This window comes from Cobetia amphilecti (genome assembly GCF_032923285.1).
GTDB classification, from domain to species: Bacteria; Pseudomonadota; Gammaproteobacteria; order Pseudomonadales; family Halomonadaceae; genus Cobetia; species Cobetia amphilecti.
In genome coordinates, this window is the sequence record NZ_CP136695.1 from 1,634,079 (window position 1) to 1,657,434 (window position 23,356).

At 64.2% G+C, this 23,356-nt stretch carries 19 protein-coding genes; 13 read left to right on the top strand and 6 right to left on the bottom strand.

Features of this window, described 5'->3' with window-relative positions; translation table 11 throughout:
• Window positions 1–29 precede the first annotated feature (29 nt).
• Entirely contained in the window at window positions 30–569 is a 540-nt protein-coding gene (locus R1T44_RS07040; RefSeq protein ID WP_153635340.1) for a GreA/GreB family elongation factor, read from the bottom strand.
• Between the two features lie 196 nt (window positions 570–765).
• On the opposite strand from R1T44_RS07040, the gene R1T44_RS07045 reads away from it, so the two are divergent.
• The 6 genes from R1T44_RS07045 (at window position 766) to cysN (ending at window position 6,915) form a co-directional block, all read left to right on the top strand.
• Window positions 766–1,449, top strand: coding sequence for a tetratricopeptide repeat protein (locus R1T44_RS07045; protein WP_153635341.1), 684 nt, complete (start codon window positions 766–768; stop codon window positions 1,447–1,449).
• Between the two features lie 357 nt (window positions 1,450–1,806).
• On the top strand, window positions 1,807–2,445 hold the full coding sequence (locus R1T44_RS07050) for an NUDIX domain-containing protein (RefSeq protein WP_043337028.1): 639 nt from the start codon (window positions 1,807–1,809) through the stop codon (window positions 2,443–2,445).
• A gap of 325 nt (window positions 2,446–2,770) precedes the next feature.
• Window positions 2,771–3,217: a DUF1249 domain-containing protein gene (locus R1T44_RS07055; protein WP_043337025.1), complete on the top strand. Its 447-nt coding sequence runs from the start codon at window positions 2,771–2,773 to the stop codon at window positions 3,215–3,217.
• A gap of 120 nt (window positions 3,218–3,337) precedes the next feature.
• On the top strand, window positions 3,338–4,084 hold the full coding sequence (locus R1T44_RS07060) for a metallophosphoesterase (RefSeq protein ID WP_192838500.1): 747 nt from the start codon (window positions 3,338–3,340) through the stop codon (window positions 4,082–4,084).
• Between the two features lie 309 nt (window positions 4,085–4,393).
• Entirely contained in the window at window positions 4,394–5,305 is a 912-nt protein-coding gene (cysD, locus tag R1T44_RS07065) for a sulfate adenylyltransferase subunit CysD (RefSeq protein ID WP_054557074.1), read from the top strand.
• Between the two features lie 158 nt (window positions 5,306–5,463).
• Window positions 5,464–6,915: a sulfate adenylyltransferase subunit CysN gene (gene cysN, locus R1T44_RS07070; RefSeq protein WP_153635343.1), complete on the top strand. Its 1,452-nt coding sequence runs from the start codon at window positions 5,464–5,466 to the stop codon at window positions 6,913–6,915.
• 165 nt (window positions 6,916–7,080) lie between these two features.
• On the opposite strand, the gene R1T44_RS07075 is transcribed toward cysN, so the two are convergent.
• Window positions 7,081–8,298, bottom strand: coding sequence for a globin domain-containing protein (locus tag R1T44_RS07075; protein ID WP_153635344.1), 1,218 nt, complete (start codon window positions 8,296–8,298; stop codon window positions 7,081–7,083).
• Window positions 8,299–8,491: 193 nt separating this feature from the next.
• Between R1T44_RS07075 and norR the strand changes: the two genes are divergently transcribed.
• Window positions 8,492–10,255, top strand: a complete 1,764-nt coding sequence (gene norR / locus R1T44_RS07080) for a nitric oxide reductase transcriptional regulator NorR (protein ID WP_172978628.1) — start codon at window positions 8,492–8,494, stop codon at window positions 10,253–10,255.
• A 183-nt stretch (window positions 10,256–10,438) separates the two neighbouring features.
• On the opposite strand, the gene cmoB is transcribed toward norR, so the two are convergent.
• Together cmoB and cmoA are read right to left on the bottom strand one after the other, a co-directional pair.
• The gene (cmoB, locus tag R1T44_RS07085) at window positions 10,439–11,467 is read right to left on the bottom strand and encodes a tRNA 5-methoxyuridine(34)/uridine 5-oxyacetic acid(34) synthase CmoB (RefSeq protein WP_153635346.1); all 1,029 of its coding nucleotides are present in this window, start codon (window positions 11,465–11,467) and stop codon (window positions 10,439–10,441) included.
• Window positions 11,468–11,498: 31 nt separating this feature from the next.
• The gene (gene cmoA / locus R1T44_RS07090) at window positions 11,499–12,245 is read right to left on the bottom strand and encodes a carboxy-S-adenosyl-L-methionine synthase CmoA (RefSeq protein ID WP_043335167.1); all 747 of its coding nucleotides are present in this window, start codon (window positions 12,243–12,245) and stop codon (window positions 11,499–11,501) included.
• A 204-nt stretch (window positions 12,246–12,449) separates the two neighbouring features.
• Between cmoA and pgi the strand changes: the two genes are divergently transcribed.
• From pgi to R1T44_RS07120, 6 genes are all read left to right on the top strand, one after another.
• Window positions 12,450–14,153: a glucose-6-phosphate isomerase gene (pgi, locus tag R1T44_RS07095; RefSeq protein ID WP_153635347.1), complete on the top strand. Its 1,704-nt coding sequence runs from the start codon at window positions 12,450–12,452 to the stop codon at window positions 14,151–14,153.
• Window positions 14,154–14,422: 269 nt separating this feature from the next.
• Window positions 14,423–15,175 (top strand): YqiA/YcfP family alpha/beta fold hydrolase, encoded by a 753-nt coding sequence (locus tag R1T44_RS07100; protein WP_242007750.1) that lies wholly within the window; start codon window positions 14,423–14,425, stop codon window positions 15,173–15,175.
• Between the two features lie 214 nt (window positions 15,176–15,389).
• Window positions 15,390–17,270: a DNA topoisomerase IV subunit B gene (parE, locus tag R1T44_RS07105; RefSeq protein ID WP_043335172.1), complete on the top strand. Its 1,881-nt coding sequence runs from the start codon at window positions 15,390–15,392 to the stop codon at window positions 17,268–17,270.
• A 142-nt stretch (window positions 17,271–17,412) separates the two neighbouring features.
• On the top strand, window positions 17,413–19,689 hold the full coding sequence (gene parC / locus R1T44_RS07110) for a DNA topoisomerase IV subunit A (RefSeq protein ID WP_317292818.1): 2,277 nt from the start codon (window positions 17,413–17,415) through the stop codon (window positions 19,687–19,689).
• Window positions 19,690–19,795: 106 nt separating this feature from the next.
• Window positions 19,796–21,007: a phosphoserine phosphatase SerB gene (serB, locus tag R1T44_RS07115; protein ID WP_153635349.1), complete on the top strand. Its 1,212-nt coding sequence runs from the start codon at window positions 19,796–19,798 to the stop codon at window positions 21,005–21,007.
• A gap of 239 nt (window positions 21,008–21,246) precedes the next feature.
• Entirely contained in the window at window positions 21,247–21,495 is a 249-nt protein-coding gene (locus R1T44_RS07120; RefSeq protein WP_043335179.1) for a TIGR02647 family protein, read from the top strand.
• A 109-nt stretch (window positions 21,496–21,604) separates the two neighbouring features.
• Here R1T44_RS07120 and R1T44_RS07125 read toward each other — a convergent pair whose 3' ends face one another.
• Together R1T44_RS07125 and epmB are read right to left on the bottom strand one after the other, a co-directional pair.
• Entirely contained in the window at window positions 21,605–21,964 is a 360-nt protein-coding gene (locus R1T44_RS07125; protein WP_043335180.1) for a 5-carboxymethyl-2-hydroxymuconate Delta-isomerase, read from the bottom strand.
• Window positions 21,965–22,089: 125 nt separating this feature from the next.
• A complete protein-coding gene (gene epmB, locus R1T44_RS07130; protein ID WP_153635350.1) occupies window positions 22,090–23,325 on the bottom strand; it encodes an EF-P beta-lysylation protein EpmB in 1,236 nt (411 codons plus the stop codon).
• Window positions 23,326–23,356 lie beyond the last annotated feature (31 nt).

Consider the following 23,356-nt stretch of genomic DNA (forward strand, 5'->3'; position numbering starts at 1 on the left):
CCTCTGCGGCCTGATGCCCAGCTCGCCGCTTATGCCTCCGGCGACTGATAGCGGATGGCCGTGATGATGTAGGTCGTCTCGCCACCCGGTGCGGCTACGCTCACCTCGTCATCCAGCCCCTTGCCCAGCAATGCCTGGGCAAGGGGCGCATCGACGCTGATCCAGCGGCGCGGATTGTCGGTCTCATCAGGGCCGACGATGCGAATCTCCATCTCCTCTCCCTGCTCGTCCTCCAGCGTCACGAAGGCCGCGAAATAGACGCGCTCCAGATCCGCGGGCAAGCGATCGACGACTGTCAGCTCATCCAGGCGTTTCTCCAGATAGGCGATCCTGGCGATGGTCTGATTGAGCGCCTTCTTGTTGTAGGTGTAATCCGCATTCTCGCTGCGATCCCCCATGGCGGCGGCCTCGCCCGTCTTGCGCGAAAGCTCTGGGCGCCTCACACGCCTCAGGTGGTCGGCCAAGCCCTTCATCTTCGCGAGGCCCTGCGGGGTAATCACGTTGCTCTTCTTTTCCTGGCGCGGGTCCGTCTTGGGGTCGCGCCAGCGTGTCATGTTGCGACCTTGCATGGTCTGCTCCGCTGATTCTGTGGGTAAGGCTCAAGGCGTCGTGTGTGATGTTCGCTAGCGTTGAGACCTGCGACCAAGGGTGATTGGCGGCCGATTCAAACGTTCGTTACAGTCAGTGTGTGCTCGCCGGAGCACTTGCGCGTCACCCATGCCGAATCTGCCAACAATAACGAAAATCAGGGAGCTGTCCATGCCCATGCTGCCATCTTCACACCCGTCTTGCCGTGTCATATCCCGTTGCTGTCGCGTATTGCTCTCCGGGGGCATGGCGCTGGGCATCACGCTGGCCGGCATGACCGGAGTCCATGCTGCCCCGGGCGATGATGACGTCTTCCCGCTCTCCAAGCGCTGGGCGCAGATCAATTATCAGGTCTCCGGTGATGCTCAGGAAAAGGGCATGGAGGCCCTGGGCAAGGAGGTACGCGCGCTGGCGGATCAGTATCCGGACAATGCCCATGTGCTGACCTGGGAAGGCATCATTCTGGCTTCATGGGCCAAGGCGCGCGGTGGCCTTGGAGCACTGGATCTGGCCAAGGAAGCCAAGGCCACGCTCGAGAAGGCGATCACGCTCGACCCCGAGGGCGACAACGCCTCTGCCTATGTGACGCTTGGCGCGCTCTATGACAAGGCGCCCGGCTGGCCGGTGGGCTTCGGGGATGATGAGAAGGCGGGAGAAGTGCTGCGCAAGGGGCTTGAGGTCAACCCGACGGGCATGGATACCAATTATTATTACGCCGATTATCTGGCCTCCGAAGGCCGTGATGAGGAAGCGCTCAAGCATGCGCGTCTCGCACAGGACGGGCCGCCGCGTCCCAACCGTGAGCTGGCCGATCAGGAATTGCAGAAAGAGATCGCCGCGCTGATCAAGCGCCTGCAGTGAGTCTCTGGCATCCGTATCACTTGCATGGCTGTTGGAGGCGGAGACTGGCTGGAGCGACCATCAGTGAGCCCCGCAAGTGAACGGCAGCGCTGGCGTCAGGCGCTGTTCTAACAGCCTCGAATGAATTCCCGATTCCCTGAATGACTGAGTCCTTGAGCCCCACGGCCCGAGCGGAGATCCCGCTCGGGCCGTGTCGTTTATCGCTCTGCGGGTGATAAGTCGCCCAGGTGTCTTCAGGCGGCGCCTTGAATGGCGCTGATGGCTGACTCGGTACGGCGCGGCGAGCAAGTTTGCAGGTGACGGGCTGGCCAGTCTCGCGGCAGGACAGGATAATGTCTGCTCAGCCAAGGAGGATGCATGAGCGAGCAACAAGAGCACGTCGCAGGGCAACAGGCCTTCGCACATGATGATGTCGAACTGGTCGAGGCCAGGGTGTTGCAGGACGGCTTCTTTCGCCTCGAGCAGCGCGAATTCCGCCACCAGCGTTTCAACGGTGGCTGGAGCGATGTGATCCATCGCGAGGTGCATGTCCGTCACGATGCGGTAGGCGTATTGCCCTACGACCCGGTCAACGACCGTGTGGTCTTCGTCGAACAGATTCGTGCCGGCATGCTGGAAGACGCACGCACGCCCTGGAGCCTGGAGCCGATTGCAGGGCTGGTGGACAAGGACGAACAGGCCCATGAGGTCGCGCGCCGTGAGGCGATCGAGGAGGCCGGGTGTGAGCTGACCGACCTGATCGAACTGTACCGCTACTATCCGAGCCCCGGCGCCTGTACCGAGGAGGTCACGCTGTTCATCGGTCTGTGTGACAGCAGTGGGCTGGGTGGCGTGCATGGTCTGGCCGAGGAGAATGAAGACATCCGTGTGCATGTGCTCGATTTCCAGGCGGCCCTCACGCTGCTGGAACAAGGGCGGTTGGGCAACGCGATGGCCATCATGGCCATGCAATGGCTGCTGCGTGAGCGTGCCTCGTTGCGCGTCATGCATGCCTGAGGCAGTGAAGGCGAAGCTTGGCAATCCCCCGTGTCTCACGCAGGCTTCCTCAACCTGCGCGTCAGAGCTGCTATTCTAGAGGCTTGCTGAAAACCGGCAGCCAGCAACGATCACTGTCTGCGTCCGTATCAGTCTCGGTTTTCGTCTCAGCTTCAGTCCCGAGAGCTGGACTCGAGAGTCGATAGCCGAGAGCTTATCGCCGACAGCCTGAGCGCTGGCGCAGCGCTTGATTTATCACACGTCGCCCGCATCTTGCCACGCACGATAGCGGGCGTGCTTTGACAGACAACATGCCAATGTTCTGAGATTCGCAAGGAGATCGCCCATGCAGGTCAAGAAAGCCTATGTGGCTGACCTAAAAGCACTCCATGCCGAGTGCGGGTCCAATTATCTGCGCCTCACGCGCATCCTCGGCAAGGCCGAGGCCGGTGACAGCTTCGCCTTCCCGCTGGCGGGCAATCAGGGCCACTTCGGCACGCTGCTGCTCGAGGTGGTCGAATGCGCGCCCTATACCACCATGGTCACGGTCGCCCAGACCGGCGTGCTGGACCACATCATCGATTCGCCGCGCATGAGCGTGCATCTGTACCACGACGTGCGCATGGCGGAGGTCACCGACTTTCAGCGCCAGCGTCACTTCTCAGGGCGCAATCGTTACCCGAATCCGCGCATGCACCAGCCGGACGAAAAGCTTCAGCTCAATCGCTTTCTCGGCGAATGGCTGACCCATGCCCGCGCCTTCGGGCAGGCGGATGTGCCGGAGTTGCCGTGACGTTTGGGGCTGGCATGGCGCACAGGCGCTGACACCCGATGGATTTCCCGTCTTGATTGACAGAACCGCGATGGCCCGGCCGTCGCGGTTCTGTTCATTTCCCTGCTGCTCGAGAGACCGATGCGACTGATTCAGATAAGTGATTGCCATCTGCGCGCCGACCCTGATGCGCGTTCACGGCTGGGCTTCCCCTGGCGTCAGCTGGAGGCGGTGATGGCGCATGCCTCGCGCCTGCGCCCCGATATCCTGCTGGTGACCGGTGATGTCAGCCAGGATGAGAGCCCTGCCTCCTATCGCATGGCGGCAGAGCTGTTCGATGGCCTTGGCTGCCCCTGGTTCTGGTTCGCGGGCAACCACGATCACCCTGAATTCATGCAGGAGCTGCGTCCCTTTCATCACGAGCTGGATCTGGGCGACTGGCGACTGCTGTGTCTGGATTCGCGCGTCACCGGGCAGGCCGGGGGGGAGCTTGGCGAGGAGCAATTGAGCGAGCTTGCGCAGTCACTGGCGCTGTCCGTCGAGCTGGACCCACGTCCGATCCTGCTGGCCATGCATCATCATCCGCTGCCGATCGGCTCGGACTGGATGGATGCGCTAGGCCTTGCCGACCGCGATGCGCTGTGGGAAACGTTGCGCCCGTACCCGCAGGTGCGGGCCGTACTGTGTGGGCATATCCATCAGGCCTTCACGCAACTCATGCCGTGTGGGCAGGGCAGTGTGGCCGTCTATGGCGTTCCCTCCACCTCCGATCAGTTCGCTCCGCTCAGCCATGATTTCGCCGTGGATGAGGCGGCGCGCCCCGGCCTGCGCGTGGTGGATCTCGATGGCGAGCATCTCGAGACCTGGGTGGAGCGGGTCACGCTCTAGCCAGTCTCGCAAGGAAGGGCGGGCAAGCTCGCCCCATGCGCTGCCACAGCGTCAGCATGAATGATCTGGGCGTCAGCATGAATGCCCTCGGTGTCATCAGCGGGGTGCAAGGCCCACAGGTATCAGGTATGCCTTTTTGGTCTTAAAAGATAGTTTCTGATTCTTTGACGTTATCAAGGCGGGGCGAGTACCGTGTAACCATTCGGCGTGCTCCCTCGGGGCATCCATCTGTCGCTGACAGAGCGCGCCACTGACTTCACGGGCCGCCTCTCGGGGCGTGTCCCAACGCTCACGAGGTTGCCGCACGCAATGCTTACCCCCGAACGTCAGACCCACCTCAAGCAGCTTGAGGCCGAATCCATTCACATCATCCGTGAAGTGGCAGCGGAATTTGCCAATCCGGTCATGCTGTACTCCATTGGCAAGGATTCCGCCGTCATGCTGCACCTGGCGCGCAAGGCCTTTGCGCCGGGCGTCCCGCCGTTCCCGCTGATGCACGTCAACACCACCTGGAAGTTCCAGGAAATGATCAAGTTCCGCGACGAGATGGCCGCGGAAGTCGGCATGGAGTTGATCGAGCACATCAACCAGGAAGGCGTCGAGGCGGGCATCAACCCGTTCGATCACGGCAGTGCCAAGTACACCGACATCATGAAGACCGCCGGTCTCAAGCAGGCACTCGACAAGCACGGCTTCGATGCCGCCTTCGGTGGTGCACGTCGTGATGAGGAAGCCTCGCGCGCCAAGGAGCGTGTCTACTCCTTCCGTGATCAGTACCATCGCTGGGACCCCAAGAATCAGCGTCCGGAGCTGTGGAACATCTACAACTCCAAGATCAACAAGGGTGAGTCCATCCGCGTCTTCCCGCTCTCCAACTGGACCGAGCTGGACATCTGGCAGTACATCTATCTCGAATCCATCAAGATCGTGCCGCTGTACTACTCCGCCGTGCGTCCGGTGGTGAAGCGTGACGGCCTCGACATCATGGTCGACGACGACCGTCTGCCGCTCAAGGAGGGCGAAGTGCCGGAAATGAAGTCCGTGCGCTTCCGTACCCTGGGCTGCTACCCGCTGACCGGCGCCGTGGAATCCACCGCCGCGACCCTGCCGGAAATCATCCAGGAAATGCTGCTGACGCGTACCAGCGAGCGCTCCGGGCGTGCGATCGATCACGACCAGGCAGGCTCGATGGAGAAGAAGAAGCGCGAAGGTTATTTCTAAGGTCGCCTCAGCACATTGCCTGCAGGCGCCGCCACGCGGCGCTTGATGACCCGAACGAACAATTCGCCTGATGAGTCGGCTCGCAGCCTCATGAGACACTGGTTCGCGACACTGGCTCGCCACCTCATCAGGCCCATGACAGCGGCAAGGAGAAGAGTGTGTCCCACGCGTCAGACAAGATTTCCGCGGATATCGAAGCCTACCTGCAAGAACACGAGCGCAAGGACCTGCTGCGCTTCATCACCTGCGGTAGCGTCGATGATGGCAAGTCGACCCTGATCGGTCGTCTGCTGTTCGATTCCAAGCTGATCTATGAAGATCAGCTGGCCTCCATCACCCAGGCCTCCAAGACCAGCGGCACCACCGGTGACGAGGTCGATCTGGCCCTGCTGGTCGATGGCCTGCAGTCCGAGCGTGAGCAGGGCATCACCATCGATGTCGCCTATCGCTTCTTCTCGACCGACAAGCGCAAGTTCATCATCGCCGACACGCCGGGGCACGAGCAGTACACCCGCAACATGGCCACTGGCGCCTCGTCCGCGAGCCTGGCGATCATCCTGATCGACGCGCGCTACGGCGTGCAGACCCAGACTCGTCGTCACAGCTTCATCGCCGACCTGCTGGGCATCCAGCACCTGGTGATCGCGGTCAACAAGATGGACCTGGTCGATTACTCCGAGACGCGCTTCAACGAGATCGTCGCCGAGTACCAGGAATTCGCCAACAAGCTGAACGCGCCGGACATCCGCTTCGTGCCGATGTCCGCGCTCAAGGGCGACAACGTCGTCAATCGCAGCCCGTCACTGGACTGGTACACCGTCGATGGCGAAGCGGGCCCGTCACTGCTGGAGGTGCTGGAAACCGTCGAACTGACCCACGACCAGAACCTCAGCGATCTGCGCTTCCCGGTGCAGTACGTCAATCGTCCCAACCTCGATTTCCGCGGTTACTGCGGCACCCTGGCGGCCGGTGTCGTGCGTCCGGGAGACAGCGTCAAGGTGCTGCCGTCCGGCAAGGCCTCGACCATCGAGCGCATCGTCACCTTCGATGGTGATCTCGAGATCGCCTACCCGGGTCAGGCCATTACCCTGACGCTCGACGATGAGATCGACATCTCGCGTGGCGACTGGCTGGTGGCGGCGGATGCCGAACTGCCGCTCTCCAATGCACTGGAAGCGGATGTCGTCTGGATGCACGAGAAGCCGCTGCAGCCGGGCCGTCAGTACGATATCAAGCTGGCGACCCGTGACCTGACCGGTCAGGTCAGCGCCATCGATTACCTCTACGACGTCAACACGCTGGAGCATCACGAGGGCGACAGCCTGGCGCTGAACGCCATCGGTCGCGTCCAGCTCGAGCTGACCCAGGCGGTGCCGGTAGACGACTACCGCTCAAGCCCGGGGACCGGCAGCTTCATCGTCATCGATCGTCTGAGCAACGTGACCGTCGGCGCGGGCATGATTCGCGGCGTGGGTCGCGCCGGCACCCAGGCCACCACCCAGCAGACCGACTGGGCCGCGTTTGAAGCCGACCTCAATGCGCTGGTGCGCAAGCACTTCCCGCACTGGGAAGCGCGAGATGTGCGCGAGCTGCTCGGCCGCACCAACTGATTCCGTCCTGTAGCGACAGCAGCATGGAAGTCAGCGGAATACCAACAACAACGCTGGACACGCAATAACAACACGGCCTGCTGGAATGAAGCCGGAGAACGCAAAAGCCCCCATGGCCGCAAGGCGATGGGGGCTTTTTGCATGGTGCGGCTCACACCTGGCGCATCAGGCGACAGCAGTGTCGATGGCGAGCGGGGTGGAGGGGCCGAAATGCTCGTGGTGACATTGGCTGAGCGGTACGCCGATACGGCTGAGGTGCTGGATCATGCTCTGCATGAAGCCATGCGGGCCGATCACGAAGGCCTGCAGCGACTCGGCGCTGGCACCGGTCGCGGCGATCTGCTGCGCCAGCCAGTCGCGCTCGATGATGCCCAATTGCGCATGGGGCGGCAGCGTCTCGGCCTGTTCGTAGCAGACCTGATAATGCAGCTGCGTTGGATACTGCGCGACCAGCGCCTTGAGGGTGGCGTCGAAGGCATGCACCTCGGGATTGCGCGCCGCATGCAGGTAGATCACCTGGCGGCCCGCCGCCAGCGCCGCCGTCAGCAGCGACAGCATCGGCGTCTGGCCGACACCCGCCGACAGCAACAGCACCGGGGCATCGGCGCTCTGCGGGGCAGCATGCTCGAAGGTCAGCTCGCCGGCCGGTGGCAGCAGTTCGATCTCGTCACCTGTCTTCAGCGCATGCAGGTACTGGCTGGACTGGCCGTGGGCCTCACGCTTGACCGAGATACGGCAGAAGCGCTCGTCCGGCGCGTGGGACAGGCTGTAATGGCGATGGATCACGCCCTGGGGTGTCGCCAGGCGCATGCCGATGTACTGGCCCGGCAGGAAGGAGAACATCGGGCCTTCCACCGGCGCCAGGTACAGCGAGCGAATCTCGCGGCTCTCGTCCTGTGTGCGCACGATGCGGAAGCGGCGCAGCCCCTGCCAGCCGCCGCGGGTAGCGGCGAAGCTGTCGTAGCGGCCCTGCTCGGCGGCGATCAGCACAGCGGCCAGTTCCCCATAGAGGGCGCCCCAGGCATCGGCGATCTCCGGCGTGACGGCGTCCCCCAGCACCTCGCCGATGGCGGTCATTAGGCACTCGCCGACGATGGGATAGTGTTCCGGCAGGATATTGAGCGAGACATGCTTGCTGACCACGGGCGCCAGCAGGCGGTCCACCGCCTCACGCGAGTGGCGTGCGCCGACATAGGCGAGTACGGCGCCGGCCAGCGCACGGGCCTGGCCGCCGCTGGCCTGGTGGGTCTGGTTGAACAGCGGCTTCACCTCGGGATAGCGCTCGAACATCAGCGGATAGAAGCGCGCCGTGATGGCATTGAGATGCTCGGCGACGACGGGAGCGGTGGCGGCGATCAGGTCTTCCTGGGCGTTGGTCAGCATGACGATACCTCTGATTGATGTCCCTCCCTCTATGGCAAGGGGCGTGCCAACTCTCGAGGCCAGTCGTCATGCACTCTGCAGGTCTATGATGTCAAAATGACATGGTCATGTGGCGTGTTCTAATGACATCAAGCGTGTCATGATGACATCAATCTTCAGCCCTCTCACTCCCGATATCCGCAAGGATGACCGCATGCCCGATGCCCTCTTGCCCCTGAACGATACGCCGGTCGCGGCCGTGAATGCCTGGCTCGCCGCCTGGTTGTCCCGCGAGGAGGGCGGCGAGCGGCGCGCGCTGCCATGGACGCGTCTGCTGGCCGCGATCATGCAGCAGCTGCCCGGTGAGGCGGCGACCCTGATGCGCTACCTGCCCGAGCGTGACGAGCTGTTGCCACTGGCCACCTACGGCCTGCCTGCCGAGGTGCGCGGGCGACGCTTCGCGCTGGCGGAGCACCCGCGGCTCAAGGCGATCGCCGAGCACACGGGAGTACATCGTTTCGCGTTGGACAGCGACCTGCCGGACCCCTTCGATGGCCTGCTGGGGGACGTGCATGGGCCGGATCTGTTGGTGCATGACTGTGCCGGTATCGCGCTGCGCGAGGGCGATACCCTGCTGGGAGTGATGACCTTCGATGCGCTGACGCCGGGAGTGTTGGCCCCGCTGGAATCGTTGTGCGCCTCTGCGAGTACGGACGAGCTGGCACTTCCGCTTCAGGAGTTGCAGGCCTGGTTGTCACTCCCCGCACACTGTCTGTCGCTGTCACTGCGACAGGAGTGGGCTGCGGGGGCCACGGAAGGCAGGTCAGGGCTTTCGGCACCGATGGTGGTCTCACCGACAGGCATGGCGTCACAGAGTGCCATGGCCTGCCCGCAGCGGGGCCCGGCGATGGCCAGGCTCGAGGCGCAGCTGGAGGCGGTCGCCGATACCGAGATGACGGTGCTGGTGCAGGGCGAGACCGGCGTGGGCAAGGAGGGCGTGGTCCAGCGCCTGCACGACGCTTCCCGGCGGGCTGCGCGGCCGCTGGTGCGCATCAACTGCGCCGCCTTGTCGCCGGATCTGGTCGAAAGCGCGCTGTTCGGGCATCGGCGTGGCGCCTTCTCGGGGGCGACCCACGACCATCGTGGTCACTTCGTGATGGCGGATGGCGGCACCCTGCTGCTGGATGAGATCGGCGAGCTGCCGCTGTCGCTGCAGCCCAAGCTGCTTCGGGTCTTGCAGGAGGGCGAGCTGCAGCCGCTGGGCAGCGATCGCGTGGTCAAAGTCGATGTGCGCGTCATCGCGGCCACCAATCGCGATCTCGAGGCGGAGGTCGCCGCCGGGCATTTCCGTGAAGACCTCTATCACCGCCTGAGCGTCTATCCGCTCAGGGTGCCGCCGCTGCGTGAGCGCGGACGTGCGGACCTGCTGGCGTTGGCCGGCACCTTTCTTGAGCACAACCGTACGCGCCTCGGGCTGGGCAATCTGCGCCTGACGCCGGCGGCGGAGCGCCTGCTGTGCGACTACCCCTGGCCCGGCAACGTGCGTGAACTGGAGCACTGCCTGAGCCGCGCCGCCCTGCATGCCCGGCTCGCGCATGGCGCCCACCCGACTCGCCTGCGCGCCGATGGGCGCCAGCTGGTGGTGATCACGCCGGAGCTGCTGGGGCTGGAGGTCAATACCGAGATGTCACTTGAACGGGCCACCGGCGTGGCGCAGGAGATTCAGGGTGCGCAGGTGGGGAGGGTGGATCAGACAGGCAGAGCGAGTCAGACCGGAGGAGCAAGTTCTGCACCGCGCACCGCCTGGCAGGACGGCGATGAGACGCTGGGACTGCGCGATGCCACCGAGGCGTTTCAGCGTGAACACATCTCGCGGGTCTGGCAGGCAAGTGATCGCAACTGGGCGGAGGCAGCGCGCAGACTCAAGATCGATCGCGGCAACCTGTACCGGCAGGCGCAGCGTCTGGGAATTGTCTGAGGCGAGTTGTAGTGCCTGAGACGAGAGGCAGTGTCTGAGACGAGAGGCAGTGTCTGAGAAGAGAAAAGAAGACGGCGATGCTCATGAAGCATCGCCGTTCTTGTATTTCTGCTGCCGTCGGCCCTAGCGCGACGAGAAGTCCGTGTCTCTAACGCGCGTTCAGGTGCCTGCTCAGACGCCAGGTCAGGCGCGAGTGGCGATCAGCACCGCACGCCGCGGCGCCGGGTGGCCTTCGCGGGTCAGGCTCGGGTCAGCGGGGTCGAGGAAGTCGCTCAGCGAGTGGTAGGTCATCCAGTCGGTGGCACGCTGCTCGTCCAGGGTGGTCACAGCTTCATCGACGATGCGCACGTCCTTGAAACCGGCGCGCTCGCACCAGTGGGCCAGCGCCTGCGAGGAGGGCAGGAAGTAGACATTGGGCATCGCGGCGTAGCGCTCGCCGGGCATCAGCACCGTCGTCACGTCACCTTCCACCACCAGGGTTTCCAGCACCAGCTCGCCGCCGGGACGCAGGGTGTCACGCAGCTGGAAGAGGTGGTCCATCGGGGAGGGGCGATGATAGAGCACGCCCATCGAGAATACGCTATCGAAGGCGCCCATCTTCGCTGGCACATCCTCGATGCCCACCGGCAGGAAGTGCAGGTTGCGGCCCCGGGGGTGATCCGCGCCGATGAAGTGACGCACGGCATGGAACTGGCAGTAGAAGCGCGGTGAAGGGTCGATCACCAGCGTGAAGGCCGCGCCTGCACCAACCATGCGCCAGCCGTGGTAGCCATTGCCGCCGCCGACATCCAGCACGCGGCGATGGGTGAGGTCCGACAGGTGCGGCGCGAGACGCTGCCACTTCCAGTCGGAGTGCCATTCAGTGTCGATATGGATCTCGTCGAGCTGATAGGGGCCCTTGCGCCACGGCATCATCGCACGCAGCAGGTTCTCGCTCTGGCGCAGCTGTCCGCTAGTCAGGCCAGTCGGAAAGCGTGCGCCGACCCGGTCGGCATCCAGCTGTACATCGCGATCGTCGGGCAGGGCGGGCAGCTTTTCCAGCGCGCCATGCCAGGCCTTGAGGTCGGCGTGACGCTTGCGGTCCAGGCCATTGGCCAGTTGCTCGGGCAGGGCGCCCAGCCAGCGGGCGAAGCCGTCGCCGACGGCGCCTGGCTCACAGGCAAGCTCGGTGAAGGCGCGGTAAAGGTCGCGGTCATACGGGGAAATGCTCATGCGCTGGGTCGGGTCCGTGCAGGCGTAGCGGTCATTCGGCGGCTTTGAAGGCGACCATCGATGCGAAATTCAGGTATTGCAGCCAGGTGTGGCTGCGCTGGAAGCCGGCGCGCGCCAGGCGCTCGTGATGCGTGTTCAGGCTGTCGGGCTTCATCACGTCCTCGAGGGCCTCACGTTTCTGGGAGATTTCCAGATCGGAGTAGCCGTTGGCGCGCTTGAAGTCATGATACCGTTCGATCAGCCAGGCATTCTCGACCGGATCATCGCTGATGATCTTCTCGGAGAGGATCAGCACGCCGCCGGGTTCCAGCGCCGCGAACAGCTTGTCGATCACGGCGTCGCGGTCTTCCGGCGGCAGGAACTGCAACGTCAGATTGACCACGATCATGCCGGCCGGCTGATAGTCGAGAGTGCGAATATCAGCTTCGGTGACGTTGATGCGGTGGTCGGGGAAGGCCTCGGCGAGTTCGCGGCTGGCGCGCTCGACCATCGGTCTGGACAGATCGACGGCCTCGATCTCGATATCCTCGGCGGCCATCTCGCGGGCCAGCGCCATGCTGGCAGCACCCAGTGAGCAGCCCAGATCATAGACCCGCGCGCCGGGGCGCAGGTGGGCGCGGGCCATCAGGCCCAGCATGGCGATGATCTGACCGTAACCCGGCACCGAGCGGCGCAGCATGTCCGGAAAGCAGCTGACGACCTGCTCGTCGAAGGAGAAGCTGGCGACACGGTCAAGGGGTGTCGTAAATATCGCGTCACGGTAAGATGCATCACTCATGGATCAAGGCTTCATCGGGCAGTGGGCCAGGGCGACATGCCTGTGGCCGAGGACCGGCCGGGCAGAGCGCCCCGTCGGGCCCGCCATTCTACGCATTCGGCGCCCGTGACGCACCCGTCACGGCCGGCGGGTGATGCCTCCATCAATCGATTTCAGGCCGGGCCGTGCAGGGCCGGTCATTACACTTCAAGGAGAGAGGTGGCCATGTCCACTCAATCAGCGGCACGTTCTGCGCGTCGTAATACCCAGGCCTGGCAGGCTCTCGCGCGCCATCATCAAGAGCAGATGGCCGATGTGCATCTGAAGGACCTGTTCGCCGAGGATGCGGCGCAAGGGCGTGACCGAGTGGCGACCTTCACGCGCTCAGCCGCGGGACTGCGTCTGGATCTCTCCAAGCAGCGCCTCACGGGCGAGACCCTGGAGCTGCTGCTGGATCTGGCGCGCGAAACCGGCGTCGAGCAGGGCATCAAGCGCCTACTTGCCGGTGAACATGTCAATCGCTCCGAAGACCGTCCGGCGCTGCACGCCGCGCTGCGTCTGCCGCGCTCCGCCAGCCTCGAGGTGGACGGCGAGGATATCGTGCCGGCCATCCACGAGAGCCTCGAGCACCTGGCCGAGATGGTCGACACCTTCCACAGCGGCCAGTGGCGCGGCGCCACCGGCAAGCCGATCACCGACGTGGTCAACCTCGGTGTCGGTGGCTCGGACCTGGGCCCGCTGATGGTCTCCAGCGCCTTGAGCGATTGCCGTCCCAAGGACATCCACGAGATCGGCGTGCACTTCGCCTCGACCATGGATGGCTCCCAGCTGGCGGATTATCTGGAATCCTTCAGCCCGGAAACCACGCTGTTCATCCTGTCCTCCAAGTCATTCTCGACCATCGACACGCTGTCCAATGCCCGCACCGCGCGCGACTGGCTGAAATCACGCCTCGACCCGGAAGGGCGCCTGGAAGCGCTGATCAATCGTCAGCACTTTATCGGCGCTTCCGCCAAGCCGGAAAAGATGACCGAGTGGGGCATCGCGCCGGAACATCAGCTGCTGTTCTGGGATTGGGTCGGCGGCCGCTATTCGCTGTGGGGCACCATCGGTCTGCCCATCGCGCTCAATGTCGGCATGGACAACTTCCGTCGCCTGCTGGCCGGGGCGCATGAGCTGGATGAGCACTTCCGCACCGCGCCGCTGGAAGACAACCTGCCGGTGCTGCTGGCGCTGGCCGGGATCTGGAACAACAACTTCCTCGATATCCGCGCCCACTCCATCCTGCCCTACGATGGTCGCCTGGAATACTTCGCAAGCTACCTCGAGCAGCTGGAGATGGAATCCAACGGCAAGTCAGTGACCAACGATGGCGAGATGATCGACTACTCGACCTGTCCGGTGCTGTGGGGCCAGCTGGGGCCGAACGCTCAGCACGCCTTCTATCAGCTGCTGCACCAGGGCACCCAGGCGGTCGAGTGTGACTTCATCGCGCCGATGTGCCGTTATGACCATGTCGAGGATGCCGAGACGCGCGCCCACCTCAAGGCACAGCACCGCCTGACGCTGGCCAACTGCTTCGCCCAGTCACGTGTGCTGATGCTGGGCGATGACGCCATCCCCGGTGATGAGGCGCAGCCGAACCACAAGCGCTACCGTGGCAATCAGCCGTCGACCACGCTGCTGCTGGAGACGCTGACACCGGAAACGCTGGGTGCGTTGATTGCGCTCTACGAGCAGAAGGTCTTCGTTCAGGCCACCATCTGGGATATCAACCCGTTCGATCAGTGGGGCGTGGAGCTGGGCAAGCAGATCGCCACCGCCACCGAAGCGACCATGACCACCGGCGAAGGTTTCGACACGCTGGACGCCTCCAGCCGTGCGCTGATCGAAGCGGTGTGGGCAGCCCAGGATCAGGACCCGCGCTGAGCCCTCGGCGGATGTGAGTGAGAGTGAGAGTGCGTGAGTGAGGGCATGCTGATATGCCATGCAAGACGAGCGGCGGCGGCAGTCGTCGTTCTCTGTTGATTTATACAGTATTCTCGCTATCCTATAAGCGAATCAATCGTTTACACTAGACAGCACGACGCGGACCGTCGAAATCCCTGCTTCCAGCATATGAACGCTCGAGAGATGCCCAGCCATCTTGAGGCGTGGGAGGGGAGGTTTCGCGGTCTGACGTGTTGTCGGGAGTGCTGATGGCCAATTCCCCCTTACCGTCAGATACGGCAGCGATGCACGCCGCCGCGCCCGTCAAGGGTCTGCTGTATCTGCACGGCTTCAATTCGGCCAGTTGTTCGCCCAAGGCACGCTTGATGCAGCGCGCGGCAGAGCAGTTCGGCCTGCCGTGCGTGATGCCGGACATCCCCCCGGAGCCCGGTGCGGGTCAGGCGGCGGTCAACGCGGCCTATCTCACGTTGTGTGAGCGCCTGGCGCTGGACCCCGCAGACCCTGCCTGTGATGACGCCATCATGGTGATCGGCAGCTCCATGGGCGGCTTTCTGGCCACCTGGCTGGTCGCGCGTGAGGCCGCACGCCTCGAGGGGCCGGCAGGTCCTTCTCAGAGCGTCTGGCGTCAGGGGCCGCGCAGTGTGCTGATCAATCCGGCCGTGCGTCCCGCGCGACTGGTCAGCGAATGGCTCGGTTCGGTGCATGCCAATCCCTATACCGGCGTGACGTTCACCGTCACCGAGGAGTTCGGGCCCGGACTGCTCGCATTGGAAGCGGAGCCGGTCACGGCGCAGCGCACCCTGGTGCTGTTGGCGACGGCCGATGAGACATTGGATGTCAATGATGCCGCAGGGCTCTATCAGGGAAGTCGCTTGATCATCACGCCGGGTGGCGATCACGGCTTTGCGCAGCTGGCGGAATACCTGCCGGCGATCATGGCGCATGGCGGGCACCGGCTGGCCCCCGCCACCGCAGCGGCGATGCATGTCGCGCCGGACTAGCAGGTCATGCGCGTGGTGCTTTCTGCTACGACACACCACGACCTGGCTGGGCACGGCACCTCTTGGCACGACATGGATTGGCACGACTTGGCAGGGCGTTCGATGCTGAACGCCAGGCGCCGGTCTCTCATTTTTCAGGAATCCGTTGTCCGTCTCGCGCACGTGAAATGGCGAGTCGGATGGCGGACGTCAACACCAAGGACACAAGGCTGCGATGAGTCAGTACAGCGCCAGTTCCATTGAGGTCCTCTCCGGCCTCGAACCGGTCCGCAAGCGGCCCGGCATGTATACCGACACTTCTCGGCCCAACCATCTGGCGCAGGAAGTCATCGACAACTCCGTCGATGAGGCGCTGGCGGGGCACGCGAAGGAAATCCGCGTGCGCCTGCTCGAGAATGGCGGTATCGAGGTCGGCGATGACGGTCGTGGCATGCCCACCGACATCCACCCCGAGCATGGCGTGACCGGCATCGAGCTGATCCTCACCAAGCTGCACGCGGGGGGCAAGTTCTCCCAGGACAGCTATCGCTTCTCCGGCGGCCTGCACGGCGTGGGCGTCTCGGTGGTCAATGCGCTGTCGACGCGTCTGGAAGTGGAAGTGTGCCGCGATGGCCTGCGTCAGCGCATCGCCTTCGAGAATGGCGAGAAGGCCGAGGAGCTGACCCAGATCGGCACCGTCGGCAAGCGCAATACCGGCACTCTGGTGCGCTTCTGGCCGGACGAGAGCTACTTCGACAGCCCGCGCCTGGCGATGCCGCGCCTGCGCCACCTGCTGCGTGCCAAGGCCGTGCTGTGTCCGGGCCTCAAGGTCGTGCTCATCGAGACCGATGGCAGCGAGACGACCTGGCATTACGAGGATGGCCTGCGCGATTACCTGCTCGGCGCCACCGATGGCTTCGAGCGCCTGCCGGAATCGCCGTTCGTCGGCCATTTCGAGGACGAGGAGCACGGGGTCGACTGGGCGATCCAGTGGCTGCCGGAAGGCGGCGAGCTGGTGCAGGAACCCTACGTCAACCTGATCCCCACGCCGCTGGGCGGCACCCACGTCAATGGCTTGCGCTCCGGTCTGCTCGAGGCACTCAAGGAATTCTGCGACTACCGCAGCCTGCTGCCGCGTGGCGTCAAGCTGAGCGCGGATGACCTGTGGGAGCGCGCCGCCTTCGTGCTGTCGGTGAAGATGCTCGATCCGCAGTTCGCCGGCCAGACCAAGGAGCGCCTGTCCTCGCGCAGCGTCGCCGCCTTCGTCTCCGGCGTGGTCAAGGACGCCTTCTCGCTGTGGCTCAACCACCATGTCGATCAGGCCGAAGCGCTGGCGGAACTGGTGATCTCGGCGGCCCAGCGCCGTCTGAAGAGCGCCAAGAAGGTCGCGCGCAAGAAGGTCACCTCCGGGCCTGCGCTGCCGGGCAAGCTCTCGGACTGCTCAAGCTCCGACCCTGCCGACAGCGAGCTGTTTCTGGTCGAGGGTGACTCCGCCGGCGGCAGCGCCAAGCAGGGCCGCAACCGCGAGACCCAGGCGATCCTGCCGCTGCGTGGCAAGATCCTCAATACCTGGGAAGTCGAGTCGCATGACATCTACTCCTCCCAGGAAGTCCACGACATCGCGGTCGCCATCGGCCTGGATCCGGGCTCGGATGACCTCACCAAGCTGCGCTATCACAAGGTCTGCATCCTGGCGGATGCCGACTCCGATGGTCTGCACATCGCCACGCTGCTGTGCGCGCTGTTCGTGCGTCACTTCCCGGCGCTGGTGGATGCCGGGCGCGTCTTCGTCGCCATGCCGCCGCTGTACCGCATCGACCTGGGCAAGGAAGTACATTACGCCCTGGACGAGAGCGAGAAGGCGCACATCCTCAAGCAGCTCGAGAGCAAGCGTGGCACGCCCAATGTGCAGCGCTTCAAGGGTCTGGGTGAGATGAATCCGCTGCAGCTGCGGGAAACGACCATGGCACCGGACACCCGACGTCTGGTGCAGCTGACGCGCAGTGCGGATGACGGCACCCACGAGATGCTCGACATGCTGCTGGCCAAGAAGCGCGCCAGTGATCGCAAGAGCTGGCTCGAGGACTACGGCAACATGGCCGATATCGAGGTCTGATCATCGGTTGAGCTTCGAGCGCAGCTGAACTTCGAAAGCAGCTGAACTTCGAAAGCCAGACAAGCTGCGCGACAGCATTCTTTCGGGAGCGCCACAGTCAGGCGCTCCCCGGTTTTACGCTCGTAATCAAGGTCAAGCGCCCATGAGCATGGATATCCAGGTCGCGGAGGGTGACGTCGAACGTCTGGCCCTGCGCGACTACACCGAAAAGGCGTACCTCGACTACTCGATGTACGTGATTCTCGACCGCGCCTTGCCGCATGTCGGCGATGGCATGAAGCCGGTGCAGCGCCGCATCGTCTACGCCATGCGCGAACTGTCCCTGACGGCCAACGCCAAGTACAAGAAGTCGGCGCGTACCGTCGGCGACGTGCTGGGCAAGTTCCACCCCCACGGCGACAGCGCCTGTTACGAGGCGATGGTGCTGATGGCGCAGCCGTTCAGCTATCGCTATCCACTGGTGGATGGCCAGGGCAACTGGGGTAGCCAGGATGACCCCAAGTCCTTCGCGGCCATGCGTTACACCGAATCGCGGCTGTCGAAGTACTCCGAGGTGCTGCTGTCCGAGCTCTCCCAGGGCACCGTCGACTGGGTGCCCAACTTCGATGGCACCATGAACGAGCCCAAGGTGCTGCCGGCGCGTCTGCCCAATGTGCTGCTTAACGGCACCACCGGTATCGCGGTGGGCATGGCGACCGACATCCCGCCGCACAACGTGCATGAAGTCGTGGCCGCCACGCGCCATCTGCTGCGTCATCCGGACTCCGACAGCGATCAGCTGATGGAGTACCTGCCGGCACCGGACCTCCCCACCGAGGCGGAGATCATCACGCCGCGCACCGACCTCGCCAAGCTCTACCGCACCGGTCGTGGCAGCGTGAAGATGCGCGCCCGCTACGTGCTGGAAGAGGGCGATATCGTGATCACGGCGCTGCCGTATCAGGTCTCCGGCGCCAAGGTGATCGAGCAGATCGCCGCCCAGATGCAGGCCAAGAAGTTGCCGATGGTCGCGGACCTGCGTGATGAGTCCGACCACGAGAACCCGACGCGCCTGCTGATTCAGCCGCGCTCCAATCGTGTCGATATCGAAGGCCTGATGGCGCACCTGTTCGCCACCACGGACCTCGAGAAGAACGCGCGCGTCAACATGAACGTCATCGATCTCAAGGGGCGCCCGCGGGTGATGGCGCTGCACGAGATGCTGGCCGAGTGGCTGCGCTATCGTCGTGCCACCGTGCGTCGCCGCCTCGAGCATCGTCTGGCCAAGGTCGAGGACCGTCTGCATATCCTCGAGGGTCTGCTGACGGCTTACCTGAATCTCGACGAGGTGATTCGCATCATTCGCGAGGAGGAAGACCCCAAGGCCAGCCTGATCGAGACCTTCCAGCTCTCCGAGCGTCAGGCCGAGGCGATCCTCGAGCTGCGTCTGCGTCACCTGGCGCGTCTTGAAGAGATGAAGCTGCGTGGCGAGCAGGACGAGCTCAAGCGCGAGCGCAAGCACCTCAAGCATCTGCTGGGCAATGACGAGGCACTGACGGACCTGATCGACAGTGAGCTTGAGCAGGCCGCCACCGACTTCGGCGATCCACGCCGCTCGCCGCTGGTCGAGCGCGGCGAAGCCAAGGCGCTGTCGGAAGTCGAGCTGATGGGCGCCGACCCGATCACCGTCGCGCTGTCCGAGAAGGGCTGGATCCGTGCCGCCAAGGGGCATGATATCGACCCCGAAGGCCTGTCCTACAAGGCCGGCGACCGCTTCCATCTGGCGGCGCGCGGCAAGACCAATCAGCCGCTGGTGCTGCTGGATGACACCGGGCGTGCCTACACCCTGGCCGCGCACAATCTGCCCAGTGCACGCGGGCAGGGTGAACCGATCACCGGGCGCATGAATCCGGCGGCGGGGGCGGCGATGGTCGGGCTGCTGCTCGATGCGCCTTCCGCGCGCTATCTGCTGGCCTCCGATGGCGGCTATGGCTTCGTGACCACGCTCGAACAGCTGACCGGCAAGAACAAGTCCGGCAAGGCGGCGCTGACCCTGCCGCGCGGCTGTGCGGTGCTGCCACCGGTCGAGGTGCCGACAGTGCCGGAGGCTGCCGATGGCACGCCCGCGGCCCTGGAAGTGGCGGTGGTCTCCAACGAAGGGCGCCTGCTGGTCTTCCCGCTCTCCGAGCTGCCCGAGATGTCCAAGGGCAAGGGCAACAAGATGCTGTCGATTCCTGGCGAACGCGCCGCCAACCGCGAGGAGCTCGTGCGCTCGCTGGTGGTCTTGCCCGCCGGCGCGACCCTGGTGGTGCATGCCGGCAAGCGCAAGACCCTGCTCAAGGGGGCGGATCTCGATTATTATCGTGGCGAGCGTGGCCGCCGCGGCAGCAAGCTGCCCAAGGGCTTCCAGAAGGTCGACCGTCTGGCCGTCGATAGTTGAATCCGGGCCGGATGGCCTGGCTTGTTAGCTGAGGTGCGTCGGCGTTGACGCCGACATGCCCCGTGGGCGACACCTTGATGATTCATTGCTCAGGAATGATTTTCCAATGACACAACGTATCTTGATCCGTGCCACCGGTACGGCTCGTCCAGGACAGCTGGCAGGGCTTGGTCAGGCGCTGGCGCGCAGCGGCGCACGACTGCTGGACATCAATCAGAGCGTGACCTTCGGGCTGGTGTCGCTGGAAGCGCTGGTGGCTCTCGGCGCGGAGTCCGATCTGGAGGCCGCGCTGGCCGCCGCCGGTGAACAGCTGGGGCTGGATGTGCAGGCCGTGCAGGTCGGTGCTGAGGAATATGCGCGCTGGAGCCATCAGGCGGAGCGCCCGCGCTGGATTCTGACGCTGCTGGCGCCGTGTCTGCCGGCCGGCATTCTGGCCGAGGTCGGTGGCCTGACAGCCGAATTCGGCATCACCGTCGAGCTGATGCATCGTCTGTCGGGGCGTGAGCCGCTGGATGGCGAGTCACCGGCCGAAGGCGCCTGTGTCGAGTGCTGGCTGCGCCTGCCGGAGAGTGACACCGACATCAATGCCCTGCGCGAGAAGGCGCTGGCGCTGGGCGCGCTGCACGGTGTCGATATCGCGATCCAGGAAGACGATATCTGGCGTCGTCATCGTCGCCTGATCTGCTTCGACATGGATTCGACGCTGATCCAGACCGAGGTGATCGACGAGCTGGCGCGCCGTCACGGTGTCGGCGAGGAAGTCTCGGAAGTCACCGAGCGTGCCATGCGGGGCGAGCTGGACTTCAAGGAAAGCTTCCGCGAACGCATGAGCAAGCTGGAAGGCCTGGATGAGTCGGTGCTGGCCGATATCGCCGCCAATCTGCCGCTGATGGATGGGGTCGAGCGCCTGATGGCCAACCTCAAGGCGCTGGGCTATCGCACCGCGATCCTGTCCGGCGGCTTCACCTACTTCGCGCGTCATCTTCAGCAGCTGCTGGGTTTCGATGAGATCCACGCCAATGAGCTGGTGATCGTCAATGGCAAGGTCACCGGTGAAGTGCGCGAGCCGATCGTCGATGCCGAGCGCAAGGCGCTGCTGCTGCGCGAGATCGCCGAGCGTCATGGCCTGCATATGGAGCAGACCATCGCCGTCGGTGACGGTGCCAATGACCTCAAGATGCTGGCCGAGGCGGGGCTGGGCATCGCCTTCCGCGCCAAGCCGCTGGTGCGTGAACAGGCGCGCCAGTCGATCTCGACCCTGGGCCTGGATGCCGTGCTCTACCTGATGGGCTATCGCCAGCAGGATCTCGAGCACTGATCCGTGATTCAGCCGCTGAACGCCTGCGCTGAGTGACAAGCCAGTGTGTGAGTGACAACGCCCCCATCGCCGCCGCGATGGGGGCGTTGTCGTCTGGTCATCAGGTCGCAGAATAGTCCCAAAGCAGCAATGCGCTTTCGGGTGTAAGGGCTAGACTGGAGGGGAAGCGCCGACGACTCGTCGCTCGTCAGTTGACGCCATACTGAAACGCCACTCGCCACGCCGTCAGGAGTTTGCCCATGCCGTCACCCTATGACGATGAACTGCACCTGCTGTGCCTTTTTCCGCATGATGCCGCCCTCAAGGGTTTGAAGATTCGCCACGATGCCAGTCCCGACATGGTGGCCGCCGCCGAGCGTCTGCATGCCAAGGGGTTGACCACGCTGCCGGATGGCGGCTATCTGACGTCGGTGGGCCGTGAGGCCGCCGAGCACGCCCATCGTCTCAATGACCTGCTTCACGTCCCGATGGCCATGACGGGCACCTGAGTTCGCCTGTTGGCTGAATCGCTGATCATGAGAAGGAAAAACGCCCCGTGGCTTTCGGCCACGGGGCGTTTTCGTCTGCGGCCTCAGGGGCGGTGAGTCACTTTTGCGCTCAGGCCTTGTGCTTGCGATAGGTCGCGCGGGTGATCTCGACGATCTCCACGCTGACTTCGCGGGCCGCCTCGCAGTGAGGCTTGAGGGCCTCCATCAGGATATCCGCCAGGCGCGACTTGTCGTCATCGCTGCGGCCTTCCAGCTGGTGGCAGTGCAGGTTGACGAAGCCGTGCTTGTGCGCCAGCGGTGCCTGATTGCCGGCCAGACGCCAGTGGCGCCAGCTTTCCGCGCGCACCTTGATGTCGGTTTCCTTGAACAGGCCACTTTGCATGGCAGCGGCATGCAGGTCATCCATGATCGCGTCCATGTCGAGGCTGGGGGCCAGACTGTCGGCATAATCAATGACGAGATGAGGCATGTGGTGGGCTCCTTGAGCATGGCCACGCCTCTCGGGGCGTGTGCCGATGATGAAATTGGCCAGCGATAGTAGCAAATTTTGCGCAGCACGCCGCCTGTTGTTGCCTCACGCTGCCAGTGCGCCATTCACGCGCTGGCGATGATACCCGTCAGGTTGAGCGAAGATGGCTCTCGCTCGTCACCCGCAGGGGAAGACGCCGAAGGGCCAGTGGTGGCGGCGTCGACTCCCGGATGTGTCTTGGACACTGTGGGCTTGGACAGAGGGGGCTTGGACAGAGGGGGCTTGGAAAGAGGTGTCTTGGAGCGTCGGCCGGGCACTTCACGTACCAGGCGCGGCATCAGGAAGCCGGGCAGATGCTCAAGCAGCGCTTCCATCAGGTTGCAGGCCTCTTCATCACTGACCGCGAAGTGGGCGGCACCCTGTACGGGGTCGAAGGCATGCAGGTAGTAGGGCAGTACGCCGCACTCGAAGAGTCGCTCGGCGAGGGCTGTCTGCACTTCCACGCTGTCATTGACGCCGCGCAGGATGACGCCCTGATTGAGCAGGGTGACGCCGGCGCTCTTGAGGCGAGTCATGGCGGCAGCGACGGCGTCGTCCAGCTCGTTGGCATGGTTGGTGTGAATGACCAGCACCTTCTGCAGACGCGTGGCACCCAGCCAGCCGAGCAGCTCGTCATTGACGCGGTCCGGAATCACCACTGGCAGGCGCGTGTGGATGCGCAGGCGCTTGAGGTGCGGAATCTCACCCAGCGACTCCACCAGCCACGCCAGGCGCTTGTCGGGCGAGACCAGCGGGTCGCCGCCGGACAGGATCACCTCGTGGATGCGCTCGTCAGCGCGCAGGTAGTCGAGGATATCCTGCCACTGCGCGCGGCTGGGCTGATGGTCGTCATAGGGGAAGTGACGGCGGAAGCAGTAGCGGCAGTTGATCGCGCAGCCGCCGCTGGCCATCAGCAGCACCCGATTGGTGTACTTGTGGATCAGCCCCGGCAGCGGCGTATGCTCGGCCTCTTCCAGCGGGTCGGTGACGTAGCCGTCGAGCACGTCGGTCTCGGCGTCCAGCGGCAGTACCTGGCGCAGCAGTGGGTCGTCGGGATCATTGGCGCGGATGCGGCTGGCATAGGCCTCGGGCACGCGGATCGCGAACAGCTCATGGCCGTCGCGGGCGCCCGGCAGCCACTCGCGCGCGAGCCCCAGGCGCTCCAGCAGAGCCTGTGGAGAGCGGATCACGTCGCGTAGCTGTGCACGCCAGTCATTCGGGGCAGACGGGGCTTCAGCGGCAGTTGAGAAGGCCTCTGAGGCACGACTTTCGTGGCTGGTGTGCGGGATGGTATGCAAGGATGCAGGGGTTCGGGTTATCATGCGCATCACTTCTAGTCATGATTGCAGCCAA

What these genes read in the sequence shown, in the direction of transcription:
- R1T44_RS07125 (WP_043335180.1), bottom strand. Translation starts at nt 21,964, where the DNA reads ATGCCTCATCTCGTCATTGATTATGCCGACAGTCTGGCCCCCAGCCTC.
- cmoA (WP_043335167.1), bottom strand. Translation starts at nt 12,245, where the DNA reads ATGAGTGATGCATCTTACCGTGACGCGATATTTACGACACCCCTTGAC.
- R1T44_RS07055 (WP_043337025.1), top strand. Translation starts at nt 2,771, where the DNA reads ATGCAGGTCAAGAAAGCCTATGTGGCTGACCTAAAAGCACTCCATGCC.
- R1T44_RS07075 (WP_153635344.1), bottom strand. Translation starts at nt 8,298, where the DNA reads ATGCTGACCAACGCCCAGGAAGACCTGATCGCCGCCACCGCTCCCGTC.
- pgi (WP_153635347.1), top strand. Translation starts at nt 12,450, where the DNA reads ATGTCCACTCAATCAGCGGCACGTTCTGCGCGTCGTAATACCCAGGCC.
- parC (WP_317292818.1), top strand. Translation starts at nt 17,413, where the DNA reads ATGAGCATGGATATCCAGGTCGCGGAGGGTGACGTCGAACGTCTGGCC.
- R1T44_RS07045 (WP_153635341.1), top strand. Translation starts at nt 766, where the DNA reads ATGCTGCCATCTTCACACCCGTCTTGCCGTGTCATATCCCGTTGCTGT.
- R1T44_RS07120 (WP_043335179.1), top strand. Translation starts at nt 21,247, where the DNA reads ATGCCGTCACCCTATGACGATGAACTGCACCTGCTGTGCCTTTTTCCG.
- R1T44_RS07040 (WP_153635340.1), bottom strand. Translation starts at nt 569, where the DNA reads ATGCAAGGTCGCAACATGACACGCTGGCGCGACCCCAAGACGGACCCG.
- R1T44_RS07060 (WP_192838500.1), top strand. Translation starts at nt 3,338, where the DNA reads ATGCGACTGATTCAGATAAGTGATTGCCATCTGCGCGCCGACCCTGAT.
- parE (WP_043335172.1), top strand. Translation starts at nt 15,390, where the DNA reads ATGAGTCAGTACAGCGCCAGTTCCATTGAGGTCCTCTCCGGCCTCGAA.
- cysD (WP_054557074.1), top strand. Translation starts at nt 4,394, where the DNA reads ATGCTTACCCCCGAACGTCAGACCCACCTCAAGCAGCTTGAGGCCGAA.
- norR (WP_172978628.1), top strand. Translation starts at nt 8,492, where the DNA reads ATGCCCGATGCCCTCTTGCCCCTGAACGATACGCCGGTCGCGGCCGTG.
- cmoB (WP_153635346.1), bottom strand. Translation starts at nt 11,467, where the DNA reads ATGAGCATTTCCCCGTATGACCGCGACCTTTACCGCGCCTTCACCGAG.
- R1T44_RS07100 (WP_242007750.1), top strand. Translation starts at nt 14,423, where the DNA reads ATGGCCAATTCCCCCTTACCGTCAGATACGGCAGCGATGCACGCCGCC.
- serB (WP_153635349.1), top strand. Translation starts at nt 19,796, where the DNA reads ATGACACAACGTATCTTGATCCGTGCCACCGGTACGGCTCGTCCAGGA.
- epmB (WP_153635350.1), bottom strand. Translation starts at nt 23,325, where the DNA reads ATGATAACCCGAACCCCTGCATCCTTGCATACCATCCCGCACACCAGC.
- R1T44_RS07050 (WP_043337028.1), top strand. Translation starts at nt 1,807, where the DNA reads ATGAGCGAGCAACAAGAGCACGTCGCAGGGCAACAGGCCTTCGCACAT.